This window comes from Psychrobacter sp. Pi2-1, assembly GCF_904846645.1.
Classification (GTDB): Bacteria; Pseudomonadota; Gammaproteobacteria; order Pseudomonadales; family Moraxellaceae; genus Psychrobacter.
This window is the reverse complement of record NZ_CAJHBO010000002.1, coordinates 176264-189750: the sequence shown is the minus strand read 5'-3', so window position 1 is coordinate 189750 and position 13487 is coordinate 176264. Positions and strand designations below refer to the sequence as shown.

At 45.3% G+C, this 13487-nt stretch carries 13 protein-coding genes and 1 tRNA gene; 9 read left to right on the top strand and 5 right to left on the bottom strand.

Features of this window, described 5'->3' with window-relative positions:
* Positions 1-229: 229 nt before the first annotated feature.
* From JMX91_RS02850 to JMX91_RS02830, 5 genes are all read left to right on the top strand, one after another.
* Entirely contained in the window at positions 230-1093 is an 864-nt protein-coding gene (locus JMX91_RS02850) for an arylesterase (RefSeq protein WP_201547575.1), read from the top strand.
* A gap of 12 nt (positions 1094-1105) precedes the next feature.
* Positions 1106-1825 carry an ABC transporter ATP-binding protein gene (locus tag JMX91_RS02845; protein WP_201547574.1) on the top strand — a complete coding sequence of 240 codons (720 nt, stop codon included), beginning with the start codon at positions 1106-1108 and terminating at the stop codon, positions 1823-1825.
* Between the two features lie 19 nt (positions 1826-1844).
* Positions 1845-4487: an ABC transporter permease gene (locus JMX91_RS02840; protein WP_201547573.1), complete on the top strand. Its 2643-nt coding sequence runs from the start codon at positions 1845-1847 to the stop codon at positions 4485-4487.
* 126 nt (positions 4488-4613) lie between these two features.
* Positions 4614-5936 (top strand): valine--pyruvate transaminase, encoded by a 1323-nt coding sequence (locus JMX91_RS02835; RefSeq protein ID WP_201547572.1) that lies wholly within the window; start codon positions 4614-4616, stop codon positions 5934-5936.
* Between the two features lie 32 nt (positions 5937-5968).
* Positions 5969-6436: a hypothetical protein gene (locus JMX91_RS02830; protein WP_201547571.1), complete on the top strand. Its 468-nt coding sequence runs from the start codon at positions 5969-5971 to the stop codon at positions 6434-6436.
* A 22-nt stretch (positions 6437-6458) separates the two neighbouring features.
* Here the strand turns inward: JMX91_RS02830 and JMX91_RS02825 are convergent, their stop codons facing one another.
* The 3 genes from JMX91_RS02825 to hisB form a co-directional block, all read right to left on the bottom strand.
* Positions 6459-6827, bottom strand: a complete 369-nt coding sequence (locus tag JMX91_RS02825; RefSeq protein WP_227679242.1) for a hypothetical protein — start codon at positions 6825-6827, stop codon at positions 6459-6461.
* A 204-nt stretch (positions 6828-7031) separates the two neighbouring features.
* The gene (gene hisH, locus JMX91_RS02820) at positions 7032-7667 is read right to left on the bottom strand and encodes an imidazole glycerol phosphate synthase subunit HisH (protein ID WP_057762687.1); all 636 of its coding nucleotides are present in this window, start codon (positions 7665-7667) and stop codon (positions 7032-7034) included.
* A gap of 172 nt (positions 7668-7839) precedes the next feature.
* On the bottom strand, positions 7840-8505 hold the full coding sequence (gene hisB / locus JMX91_RS02815) for an imidazoleglycerol-phosphate dehydratase HisB (RefSeq protein WP_227679240.1): 666 nt from the start codon (positions 8503-8505) through the stop codon (positions 7840-7842).
* 374 nt (positions 8506-8879) lie between these two features.
* Between hisB and JMX91_RS02810 the strand changes: the two genes are divergently transcribed.
* Both JMX91_RS02810 and JMX91_RS02805 read left to right on the top strand, forming a co-directional pair.
* On the top strand, positions 8880-9302 hold the full coding sequence (locus JMX91_RS02810; protein WP_102094866.1) for a hypothetical protein: 423 nt from the start codon (positions 8880-8882) through the stop codon (positions 9300-9302).
* Positions 9303-9425: 123 nt separating this feature from the next.
* Positions 9426-9501 (top strand) — tRNA-Phe (locus JMX91_RS02805).
* A gap of 124 nt (positions 9502-9625) precedes the next feature.
* Here JMX91_RS02805 and JMX91_RS02800 read toward each other — a convergent pair.
* Complete coding sequence (locus tag JMX91_RS02800) at positions 9626-9982, bottom strand: hypothetical protein (protein ID WP_201547569.1); 357 nt, start codon at positions 9980-9982, stop codon at positions 9626-9628.
* Between the two features lie 206 nt (positions 9983-10188).
* Here JMX91_RS02800 and JMX91_RS02795 point away from each other — a divergent pair, with 206 nt between their 5' ends.
* Positions 10189-10689 (top strand): DUF4385 domain-containing protein, encoded by a 501-nt coding sequence (locus JMX91_RS02795; RefSeq protein ID WP_165597783.1) that lies wholly within the window; start codon positions 10189-10191, stop codon positions 10687-10689.
* Positions 10690-10806: 117 nt separating this feature from the next.
* The gene (locus JMX91_RS02790) at positions 10807-11490 is read left to right on the top strand and encodes a phosphoglycolate phosphatase (RefSeq protein ID WP_201547568.1); all 684 of its coding nucleotides are present in this window, start codon (positions 10807-10809) and stop codon (positions 11488-11490) included.
* 50 nt (positions 11491-11540) lie between these two features.
* Here the strand turns inward: JMX91_RS02790 and JMX91_RS02785 are convergent, their stop codons facing one another.
* The gene (locus JMX91_RS02785) at positions 11541-13124 is read right to left on the bottom strand and encodes a YifB family Mg chelatase-like AAA ATPase (protein ID WP_201547567.1); all 1584 of its coding nucleotides are present in this window, start codon (positions 13122-13124) and stop codon (positions 11541-11543) included.
* Positions 13125-13487 lie beyond the last annotated feature (363 nt).

The following is a 13487-nucleotide window of genomic DNA, read 5'->3' as shown; positions in this document are numbered from 1 at the left end:
ACCTTAGGGCAATATAGGTCGCTGTCTTATTTTGCTATAGTCAGTTCAATATAACTTAGATACTTAATATAAGCTGGATACTCAATATAATCCGGATAAAAGTAAGGCGAGTAAAAGTACTACCAATAGTAGACTGAGCGCGCCTGATGATTCATCCGACTGATACTGTATCTGGTTTAGATAGGATTTGACTAGACGCTGGTTTGATTGCATATAGGACATAACACCCATGATGAAATTTCCCTCTCGTTTTGCTCAGAGCTTGCCTGCTATCGCCATGCTCGCGGCTGTAATGGCTATCAGTGGCTGTCAAAAAGAAGCTGAAACGACATCTGCTACTGACACGCAGAGTACCAGTACTGAAGCGACTAACAGTCAAACCAGCACTGCTCCAGTAGCCACTGAAACCGCAGCAACAACTGATCAACAGGTCAAATCCTCATCACTTACTATTTTAGCGCTTGGTGACTCACTGACAGAAGGTCTGGGAGTGGACAAAGACGACAACTATCCTGCTCAGTTAGAAGATCGTCTGCAAGAGATGGGCTACGCTAATGCCAAGGTTATTAACTCAGGCTTGAGCGGTGAAACCAGTACTGGGTTGGTCAATCGACTGGACTGGGTGTCGCAAACCAAACCTGACATCACCATATTGACTATTGGTGCTAACGACGCCATACGTGGTATCGATGTAGCGACAATTGAAGCCAATATTCGTACTGCGGTTAAGCACCTGCAAGACAATGGCAGTGTCGTCATCTTGGGCGGTATGTCGATCTATGACAATCTAGGCAGTGAATACGTGGCGGCATTCTCAGATATTTATCCTCGTATTGCGAAAGATATGAATCTAACGCTCATTCCGTTCTTCTTAGAGGGCGTTGGTGGTGACCGAGAGCTTAACCAAGCAGATGCGATTCATCCGACTAAAGAAGGCTACGAGATTATCGTTAATAACAACATCCTGCCTATTCTAGAGCCGAAATTAAATGAACTAGAAGAGCTAAAAGAGTTAAAAACAGCTAATACCGATAACACAGCTACGACTGCTCAAGACAATACGACAAAAAATACGACAAACGAGACTATTTAACGAGACCATGTAATGACATTATCACCTTCGACTGCCACAGCAACGCCACAAGCAGACGCTAAGACACAAGCACTACTGACCGCCTCACAATTAAATAAAACCGTGCAAGTCGGTGAGCAAAAGTTGTCCATCATCAAAGACGTGGATATCTATGTTAATGCTGGCGAGTTTGTGGTCATCATGGGCAAATCAGGATCAGGTAAATCTACTTTGTTAGGTTTACTCGCAGCATTAGACTATCCCGATAGTGGTACGGTGTCGCTGGCAGGTCAAATGCTCAGTAGTCTGGACGAGGATGCTCTGGCGGTGATACGTCAACAGGATATGGGCTTTGTCTTTCAGTCATTTCATCTACTGCCCACACTGACCGTCGCTGAAAATATCGCTTTTCCACTTGATATTGCCAGACGTCCAAACCCATTACGGGTAGACGAGCTGATTGACGCGGTCGACTTAGGTCATAGACGTAACAGCTTACCCAATCAGTTGTCAGGTGGTGAGCAGCAGCGTACAGCAGTGGCGCGAGCACTGGTATCGAACCCAAAAATTGTGTTTGCGGATGAGCCAACGGGCAACTTAGATGAGCAAAATGCCGATCAAGTCATGCAGCTGCTATTGGATTTACGTCAACAGGTTGGCTCGGCACTGGTGGTCGTGACTCATGACCCTGCACTTGCCGAGATGGCAGATCGCGTCATCACCATGCATGACGGCCGCATTGTACCTACATGAATAACTGGATTGTATCTTAATGAATAGTAAGCCCACAGACAACAAATCGACTGATACAAAAAAGACTCATAACAGTATGCATCAAAAGTCCAGTTATCCTAGCGGCATCCTTAGTCAACTATTTACCCGTACTCTAGGTTTTCAAACCCTAGGCTCGCAAGCACTCAGCCGTAGCTGGTGGCAGCGTTGGGTATATCCTGTGTTGTTTCTACTGACCTTGACCCTATCACTTGCAACCTACCTGACCCTCGACTCTGTGCAGCAGTCTGTCGATAGCTACATCAATGACAATCAGCGCGCGCTCGTTGGTGGGGATCTAATCCTAAACAGTAAGCAAGACTGGCCAAGCGAAGTACTAACGCAAGTAGAAACTATCCCTAATACACAGACGGTGTATGACTATCAGTTTAGCGCCATGCTAGTCAATGATGAGCAAACCTTGCTTGCCAGCGTCAAAGCTGTCTCTCCGTCGTATCCCTTATACGGCACAGCGGAGCTTGCTTCAGGACAGCCGCTGTGGGATCAGCTAACATCTGACAGTGTGATCGTCGCGCCAGAAGTGCTCAGTAGTCTACAGGCCGATGTCGGCGACCGTCTCACCATTGGCGATGCTCAGTTCACGATCAGTGATGTACTGACCAAAGAGCCTGACCGTCCGCTGACCACCTTTGGTTTTGGTGGGCGTGTGTTAATGAAACAAGATGCACTTCCGTCAACCAACCTATTGGGACAACGCAGCCGAATAAACTATCGTATTGAGATGTCAGGCGATCCAGAGCTGATAACCACGCAGCGTGAACAGCTTACAGATATCCTGACTAATTATCCTGATATCGAGCTCTCTGACGCAGAGTCCGCAGATACTTCGGTCTCGCGTATCTCTGACAATGTGCTGATGTTTTTAAAACTGCTAGTCATCGCGGTGTTACTACTATCTGCGGTCGCCATGTACGGCGTCATTAGTGCGTTCGTCAGTAAGCAGCAGTCCAATAACGCTATTCGATTGGCGCTCGGCGAACCGCTTGGCTCACTCAAACGTAGCTATTATCAGCTGCTTATTGTCACGACTGTCATTGCTTGTATCGCAGCAGTTGCCCTTAGTCTGGGCTTGCTCAAAATAGGCCAACCGTATCTGGTGGCTATCTTACCTGCCGATGTTGGTCTAGCCATCAATCCAATCAGTGCGATTAAAACCATTGTGATTGCTTTAGCGCTGACGTTACTGATTGCACAGCGTGGTCTAAGCGCACTTAACACGACCAAACCCGCTACCCTACTCAATCAAGGAGCAAGCACGCAAACACAAAACTTGTCTTGGTATCGACGCGTGCCGCTACTTTGGTATGGCTTGGTGCTGGCAGGGCTGTATGCCTTCTTTGCTTATGAAGTTGGCTCACTGTCATTAGGCGCACAGCTATTGGGCGGCTTGATTGGCTTTGTGGCGATATTTTGGTTATTGGCGCGTGGGTGGCTCTGGCTGCTCAACAAATTGGCAAGTAATACCAAGGTCAGTTGGATGCAGCGTATCGCCATTCATAATCTGGCGCGTAAAGGCAATCAATCGGCTTTGTTCTTTGTCACCTTATCGTTATCGGTAGCAGTGCTGACGCTTATCACCACACTCAATCACAGTATCAATGCGCAGTTTATCAATGCCTATCCTGAAGACGCACCCAATCTGTTTTTGCTCGATGTGCAGAGCGATCAACATGACGATATTGATGCGATCATTGAGGCGCCTGTCAATTATTATCCAGTCATTCGCGCGCGTGTAGAGACGGCCAATGATGTACCGGCAAAAGATATCGAGCCTGAAGATGGGTTTGATGACCCTACGCGGGTGTTTAACTTAAGCTACGCAAATACGGTGATGGATACCGAGTATATCGTTGACTCGCTCACAGATGACGCGCTGTATACGCCTATCGATGATGCCGATCAGCAAGTCAAACCCTTATCTATCTTGGACACTGCCGCCAGTATGCTCAATGTCGGTATGGGCGATCAGGTACGCTTTAACATTCAAGGTATCGAAATCGTCGGGCAGATTACCAGTATTCGCACTCGCTATGAGCGTGGCCCAAGTCCGTATTTTTACTTCTTGTTTGAGCCGTCGGTGCTGTCCGCTGCCCCGCAGATTCAATTTGCTACTGCGCACGTGTCAGAAGATGCCATTCCAGAGCTACAAGGCAAACTGGTACGCGAGTTCCCTGCGGTCACCACGATCGATGGCACGGCTATCGCGAAGCAAATCCAAGAGCTGGTGGTACAAATGAGCCGCTTGGTCTATGTGTTCACCTTGCTTGCTCTACTCACTGGCGTCATGGTGCTGATCAGCTCGCTACTATCTACCTCACAAGACCGTATGAAAGACAGCGCATCGTTTAGATTGCTCGGTATGCAAAAGCGCGACCTGTATATGCTCAATATCCTAGAGCTGGGCGTGCTTGGTATTAGCGCGGCGACCTTTGCCGTGGTCATCGCCAGCGTTGGCGCATGGGCTGCCATCACGCAGTGGTTTAATCTACAGTTTAGTGTGCCATGGACGAGTCTGGCTATTGGCGGTGTGGCATTAGTCGTGTTGCTGTTTGCCATTGCCATTATTTATGTGAGATTGGTGATTGGACGCGGGATTATGGCTAGGGTACGGGCGATGATTTAGCAATAGTTTATTTTACGATTCCAACTCGTTTAAAACTGACTATTTGCTATACTAACGCCCATATTATCATTAGGGGTATGCGTGCCTATACCTCATTAACACCTTCCCAAATAGCATGGTAGCCTTATGAAATTCTCAAAGTTCGGTCAAAAATTTACTCAGCCCACTGGCATCTCACAATTGATGGACGATCTAGGCGATGCGCTAAAAAGCGATCAGCCAGTCAACATGCTGGGCGGTGGTAATCCTGCCAAAATTGATGCCGTTAATGAATTATTCTTGGAGACATATAAGACGCTAGGTGTTGATAATGATACAGGCGTACCCAATAGTAGCGCGATTATCAGTATGGCGAACTACTCTAATCCGCAAGGGGATGCTGGCTTTATCGATGCGTTGGTTGGCTTCTTTAACCGTCATTATGATTGGAATCTCACTTCAGAAAATATCGCCCTGACCAATGGCTCACAGAATGCATTTTTCTATCTATTTAACTTATTTGGCGGTGCGTTCACAGATGAGAAGAATGAGTCTGTCGACAAGTCCATTCTTCTGCCATTGACCCCTGAGTATATTGGCTATAGCGATGTGCATGTGGAAGGTCAGCATTTCACCGCCGTATTACCACATATCGATGAAGTGACGCATGATGGTGAGGAAGGCTTCTTTAAATATCGTGTGGATTTTGACGCGTTAGAGAACTTGCCAGCGTTAAGGGAAGGTCGTATCGGCGCGATTTGCTGCTCACGCCCGACCAACCCGACTGGCAACGTGCTCACCGATGACGAAATGGCGCATTTGGCTGAGATTGCCAAGCGCTATGACATACCTCTCATCATTGATAATGCCTATGGTATGCCCTTCCCGAATATCATCTACTCTGACGCGCACCTGAACTGGGATAACAATACGATTCTATGCTTTAGCCTGTCGAAGATTGGTCTGCCTGGTATGCGTACGGGTATTATTGTGGCCGACGCCAAAGTAATCGAAGCGGTTAGCGCGATGAATGCCGTGGTCAATCTAGCGCCGACACGCTTTGGTGCAGCGATTGCCACGCCATTGGTAGAAAACGACCGTATCAAGCAATTATCTGATAACGACATCAAGCCGTTTTATCAAAAGCAGGCGACCCTTGCTGTGAAGCTATTAAAAGAAGCCTTGGGCGATTATCCTCTGGTCATTCATAAGCCTGAAGGCGCGATTTTCTTATGGTTGTGGTTTAAAGACTTGCCGATTAGTACGCTGTATCTATACGAGCGTCTAAAAGAAAAAGGCACGCTTATTGTGCCAAGTGAGTACTTCTTTCCTGGTGTCGATGTTAGCGATTATCAGCATGCGCATGAGTGTATTCGTATGAGTATCGCGGCTGACGAGCAGACGCTCACTGATGGTATCAAAGCCATTGGTGAAGTGGTGCGTGAAATGTATGATGAAGCTAATAGCTAATAAATATAGCTAACATATAAACCTAGAGTCTGATGGCTATGTACCCAATATTTTTACTCTATGGCATATTTATATTTTCAGCTATTTTTTTGGTGTGGATCTTAATAGCGATCATAACTGACTTTATATTTTTATGTTTTCCAAAAGTAGATTCAAAGGTTTTAAGCAAAAGAGTAGTGATTACTTCTGCCAAATTCTCTTATCTGGATGATGTGCATGAGCTTTTTATTAAGTATCAATATGAGTTCGAAGGTGTCATCTATACCAGCACATTACTGAATGCTTTTGGAGGGGTGCGTAGTTTTGGTGAAAAAGGAGTTAGAAAGGCAGTAGCGAATTCGATAACTTCAGAAGACAGAATAGCTGTCTATGTCTGCCCTTTTTACCCGAAGCTGGCTTATGCTTTGCCGTTTGGATGGAGTAAATTTTTGGTGTTGCCGATAATTGCTGTGGTATTAGCTTTGTTCCTCTCCTCAAGCAACAAACTAAATATTTTTTGAGGTACAACAAAAAACGGACTTACTAATAGTCCGTTTTTTTATGGCGTTTGGTCAATGAAGTCGATTTATTGGTTGGTCGAAATATAGTCGTCCACTTATTCAGCGCAAAGAGCACGTACGGCAGCATACAGGTATTAATCAAATCACGGATACTTGCGAGTATTTGATCACGGCTCAAGCCTACCAAGCCAAGTGATTCAATCGTATCTCGATTGTCCAAATACTCACCCAACAGCGCAATGCAAGTCACGACGATCAGAGCAATAAATGACCGAATACCTTGGCTTTTGATAATAGGACGCAGCGCAACCAGACACAGCAGATAAACACCAACACCGACATAGATATGTAAGGCATCTTTGGCAAGGCCAGTTGTTTCCACAACATTCATTTTAAAGGCAGTAAAATCCACTGAGATATTCCAAGTATAAGCGAGTAGAAAATAACTGAGCGTATCACTAAACCATGATGGCTAAACTATAATAGCTAAAGAATAGCAGCTACAAAGTGATGGCTGAGCATAAAAAAGGCAGATTATACAATTGATAATCTACCTTCTACTAAATTAAATATTCACTTCACGTTTATCAACTACTTACACATTCCACTCTACAAAGTTCTTGAGCAGTTGCAAGCCAGCAGTATGGCTCTTTTCTGGATGGAACTGGGTGGCAAATAGATTGTCTTGGATCACACTGGCACAGAACGGTTGACCATAGTCACATACCGCCGCCACTTGTGAGCTATCGGCAGGTTCACAGTAATAGCTATGCACAAAGTAAAAGTGCGCATTGTCTTCGATACCGTGCCAAAGCGGATGGTCAAAATCCATACCGCTAATGGTATTCCAGCCCATATGCGGTACTTTTATCGTCGCGCCCTGCTTATCTTTCCACGTAGGGTCAAACGCTTCTACAGTGCCGTTTAAGATGCCCAAACAGTCCGTGCCACCATTTTCAGCTGACTGCTCAAACAACGCCTGCATGCCCACACAGATGGCCATAACGGGCTTGTTAAACACTGCATGGCGTATCACTTCATCAATGCCCGCCTCGTGCATACCAGCGATACAGTCACGCATCGCACCCACACCAGGGAAAACGATCTTGTCTGCCGCAGCAACGACTTTGGGGTCATTGGTGATAGAGACTTCTGCCCCGACCACTGACAACGCTTTACTGGCGGAATGCAAATTACCCATACCATAATCTAGTAGTGCTACTTTAGTCATCGATTGGTTCTCATTTTTAAATATTTTGACTACTGTACTATTTATATTATTGGCTATTACTAAGGTGTAGATAAGGTTTTGCTACAAGGAAGTCAAGCGCAGGCTGTACAAATAGTACGCCAAGCTTGACTGGCCCTTTTGAGTAATCTTGTAGAATAGCCTTAAATGCGCCTTAGAAAGCTTCTTTAGTCGATGGCAAGGTGTTCAATGCACGCTCATCGTACTCACAGGCCATACGTAACGCACGAGCAAAGGCTTTAAAGGTTGATTCGATCTGATGATGGCTGTTTTTGCCTTTTAGATTGTCCAAATGCACAGTCATCCATGAGTGATTGACGAACCCGTAAAAGAACTCACTGAACAAATCAACATCGAAACGGCCGACGTGCGAGCGTGTAAATGGGATATCCATGTGTAGACCAGGACGTCCTGACAGATCGACGACAGCACGGGTCAATGACTCATCTAGCGGCGCATAAAAGTGCCCATAACGACGAATGCCTTTTTTGTCACCCAATGCTTTGTTAAATGCTTGGCCAAGGGTAATGCCCGTGTCTTCGACGCTATGATGGTCATCAATAAACGTATCACCGGTACATTTGATGTCTAAGTCAAACAAACCGTGACGCTTGATTTGATCAATCATATGATCCAAAAATGGCACACCAGTGTCTACCGTACCTTTACCCGTACCATCCAGATTAACGGTACAAGTGATTTGCGTTTCGGCAGTGATACGCTCAACGGTCGCGATACGTTCAGGGCGACCATATAGATTTATGTTTTTTGACTCAGTTTGCTCAGGTGTGGCAGCAGTCGTCGTTGCATTGGCTGTCATGGCTACTCTCTATCAGTTTTTATCAGTGAAAAGCGGTCAATAAATAAGGCAAAAACCTGCCCAAAATATTTTACTAGTGTCTGGGTCAGACCTTAGCAGAAAATGATATATACAAAAGATATCAATATATTAGGGTTTATATATACTAAATATTATATAGCCTCATCATAGCAAACCCTAACATTTACTGCCACGACCAAGCGGTAAACCACGCACAAAATCACGTCATTCTGCTAAAATAGTGTGTTCAGTATTATCAATCATGACTCGCGCTGACTTTGAAGACCCTTACTTACGGCACTACACGCTATGACATCGTGCTGTCTCATACTGCTTATTTATACTATAGAAACCCTCTATTTATAGGAACTGCTATGCCTTTAGAAGCGATCGCCATTAATAGTTTGGATGCGCCACTTATCAAAAAACCTGCTCGCGACAACGAGCTAGCAGAGCGCTTGCAAGCGTTGTACGATAGTGATGATGCACAGCCTGACGGTCTCGAGGTATTAAATATCATTAAGCAAGGGTTTAAACGTGGACAGTACCTCTATGTCGGGATGTTCAATGATAAGCCTATCGCCGCTGTCGCCTGCTTTGATGACGGGCAGACCAATGCTAAGCGCCTGCAGTACCTCACTGTGCATCCAGAGAATCGTAAACGTGCTATCGATGCCAAGTTTATTAAACTGGTCTATGATTGCGAAGTTAGAAAAGGCGTACGTGAATTTGTCCCTGCTGACGCCGATATTCACCGTATCATGAGCGAGTACGAACTATTACGTGTAAAAGACTAAACTGAGCGCTAAAACGGTTAATTTTGCCAATATCTAATTATTTATCGTCTTTTATCAGATATAATGCAAAAACAGCTTGACAGAAGCGCGTATATTTAGTTTAATAGCGACCTCAACGAAGACGGCTCGATAGCTCAGTAGGTAGAGCAACGGATTGAAAATCCGTGTGTCGGCAGTTCGATCCTGCCTCGAGCCACCATTCGTTAATAGAATTCTAAAAAGCCCTGAACAGCAATGTTCAGGGCTTTTTTTATGTTTAGATTTTATCGTACTCTTTAGCTTTCATTCTATTCATGTGTTGCTCTTATTCGTAGAGCCGACCACTATTCGTACAACCGACCACGCAGTAGTAAATTGCAGCGCTCACGTGAATCCAAGTCGTATATAGTTGCGCGGTAATCAATACCGTGACGCCCTTCAAAGAATATCACTCGATCACCCACTGCCAAAAAACAAGATGTGCGTGCATCATAGATAAAGCCATCTATCACAAATGCCAAATCGCGATCTATCTCGCGTACCGTATACGTTTCACCTTGCGGAATCAAACGTTCAAACCACGCGCTGTGGGCAGTCGTATTGGCCAGTACGCTTGTCGTTAGCAATAGCCATGCCACCAGTATATTTTTGGTCAATCGCAAACGGCTCAGCTCATTTACACTTATCTTATCTCTCAACATAACATCTCTCGTAGCATTGCATCCATCACACTCATAGCTTTCATACGTCTCACAGCTGACTTTACCATAACCATTTCTACTTAACGCTTTTGATGCTAAATACCTACTGTCACGGTTGCATAACATTTTTGTGCTTTTTTCTAAACAGCTTGGCTAAGTATACTCAATAACCATATACGAATAGATAAAAATAATAGGTCATAGATATGAGAGAGTTTGATTACGACTTGGATTATAAGAGTTTGGATTTGCGCGCTCAGCCTGAGTTGTACCGTGTCGGTCGCGGTGAGCAAGGCGTATTACTGGTAGAGCCTTATAAGTCTGAGATTTTACCCCATTGGCGTTTTGCGACTCCCGACATCGCCCGCGAAAGTAGTGAAGCTATCTATCAGATGTTTTTAGATTACTTGGCTGATGATGACTTCGTCGGCGCAGATATGGCGCGCAAGTTTATCCAAATGGGCTATACCCGTGCTCGTCGCTATGCCAATCATAAAGGTGGTAAAAAATATAAAGGCGCAGTACCTGATGATAAAAAAGGTCAAAGCGGCGCCCATGGCCGCGAAGAGTTGCCACGACAAGAGGAAGACCCAGTCAAGGCGGAGTCCGCACGAATCTTTAAAGTGAAATGGGATGAATGCCGTGAGAACGAAGATTATTTAAGAATGAAAAAAGAGCATCGTGAACGCTATAAAGATGTCGAATAGTTGCTAATACTCAAGACATTCAGCACAACAGGTAACTAAAGTGACTGGTCTCGAAATACTACTGTGCTAAGGTATGCTCAATATAATAAATATAACGATTTTTAATAGTGAGGAACAATGAATAAGCAGCTTTTAATTTTTGATTTTGATGGAACGCTCATTGATAGCGTACCCGATTTGGCCGACGCCACCAACACCATGCTAACCACATTAGGCAAAGACACCTACCCTATCGAGACGATACGTAACTGGATAGGAAATGGCTCACGCCTGCTCGTAGAGCGCGCTTTGGTTGGTAAAGTGGAAGTAGCAGATGGCGAGCTAACGGTCGAGGAAGCCGATCACGCAGAGCAAATATTTTTTGAGGCTTATAAAAACCTTAGTGGTAGCAAAACCGTTGCCTATCCAGATGTCGATGACGGACTAAAACAACTGCACGCAGCTGGCTATACGCTTGCTTTAGTCACCAACAAGCCCATTCGATTTGTACCGAAGATATTGCAGTCGTTTGGCTGGCAAGACTTATTTAGTGAAGTGATGGGCGGTGACAGTTTAGCTGTCAAAAAACCAGACCCCGCGCCCCTACTACACGTCTGTGAGACTCTCAATGTCAGTGTTGATCAGGCAGTGATGATTGGAGACTCTAGAAACGATATGTTGGCTGGACAGAACGCCAATATGGACACGCTCGGCCTATCTTATGGTTATAACTACGGCCAAGACATTCGCGAATTAAATCCGACCGAAGCATTTGACCACTTTGCTGACTTAGTTGCTTGGATTATGAAATATAAGGTCTAGTCTATAAAGAATTTATCAAATCATCACAATGTAACTTGCCCAAACACAGATTATGCTTTGCTGCGATAGCTCAGCGCCTCAGATACGTGGGCGCTGTTGATATCGGTACTGTTAGCCAAATCCGCGATTGTACGTGCTACTCGTAATACTCGGTGGTAGCCACGCGCTGATAGATTTAGACGCTGCTGAGCAAGTTGTAATAACTGCTTTTCATTGTCGCCTAGCTGGATATACTCATCGATTTCGCTAGGGCTAAGCTCATTATTAACCTTTTGCTGGCGCTGCATTTGATGCTGATGCGCTATTACTACGCGAGACCGTACTTGCTTGGAGGTTTCACCTACCTGACTATTCTGCAGATCGGCAATCGGTAACGCAGGCACGGTAATATGTAAGTCAATGCGATCTAAGAGAGGCCCAGATAATTTGTCTTGATAACGTTTAATCTGCTCAGGTCGACAGCGACAACGTCCTGATGTATCGCCGTCATAGCCACATGGGCAAGGGTTCATCGCAGCGACCAGTTGGAAATTCGCCGGAAAAGTCATTTGAGAGTTAGCGCGACTAATAGTGATTTGTTTGGCTTCTAGCGGCTGACGCAATACTTCCAGTACGCTTCGATCAAACTCAGGTAACTCATCTAGAAATAACACGCCTTTATTAGCTAGTGTAATTTCACCCGGTTTTGGCCGTGAACCACCACCGACCAACGCCACAGCAGATATCGTATGATGCACTTGTCTGAACGGCCGCGTCCCATAGTCGTAGTCGCTGTCTGCCACCGAATACGTACTAGCCACTTCTAGCGCATCCTCATCACTCAAGTCTGGCAATATCGTTGGCAATCGTGATGCCATGAGCGTCTTGCCAGAACCTGGTGGCCCTGTAAATAACAATGAATGACCGCCCGCAGCGGCAATCTCTAACGCGCGCCGAGCATGGTGTTGTCCTTTGACATCAGCTAAATCCACTTGATAGCCAACATGCTGCTGTGCAGGACTAGGCTGTACCACTGCTAAACTCTCATAGCTTGCACTTGGGTCAACGAGCGACTGTAGATGGTCACAAACTGCTTTTAGGCTTGATGCAGCTAGTATCGTTACGCCATCAACGCGGCTGGCCTCACGACCATTATCAATCGGTACGATCAGTTGCAGTGTTATCGGCGGCGAGGTATCCGAGTTATTTTGCTCTTGGTCACTCGCTGCTACTAACTTCGACAATGCTAATGCCAACTTCTCAGCTTTGATTGCTCGTGCGACTGCCAAACTACCAGTTACTTGTCGCAATTGACCATTGAGCGCTAATTCGCCAATAAACTCATATCCTGATAGCACCTCTGGCTCAAGCTGTCCGCTTGCCGCTAGTATACCGATAGCAATTGGTAAGTCTAAACGCGCCCCATCTTTAGGTAAATCAGCAGGAGCTAAATTGATTGTGAGGCGGCGGTTAGGAAACTGGAAACCTGAATTAAGAATGGCAGAGCGTACCCTGTCTTTACTCTCACGCACGGCGGCCTCAGGTAGCCCAACGATGGTCAATGCAGGCAGTCCTTGCGATAGATGCACCTCAATGATGACCTTGGGAGCATGCAGACCAACCACCGAACGAGTATAGACTTGGGCAAACGACATCAGCATCTTCCTAATACAGAGTGTCATTGATAATAAAGTATTATTTATCAACGCGCAAACGTCGTGTTTTATTGCTGGTGTAGAGAGAATCACCAAAACCTCAGCGTCGTTCTGAGGTTTTTTATGTGTAAATGATAGCTCTATTCTAATATTTAAGAATACTCTCCGACCACCCCACTGCTAACAAGGATTTGTTATACTATCTACTATACATTTAGCGATACATACTGCTGCCGATGACGTATTCAAAATTTATTATCAATCAGTCATAAAATTGAAAAATAAATACCAAATCCGAAAACCTTGATGATATAAAAATCAGCAGTATCTAGAGTAAAAACGAGGAATAACGCATGACAGACT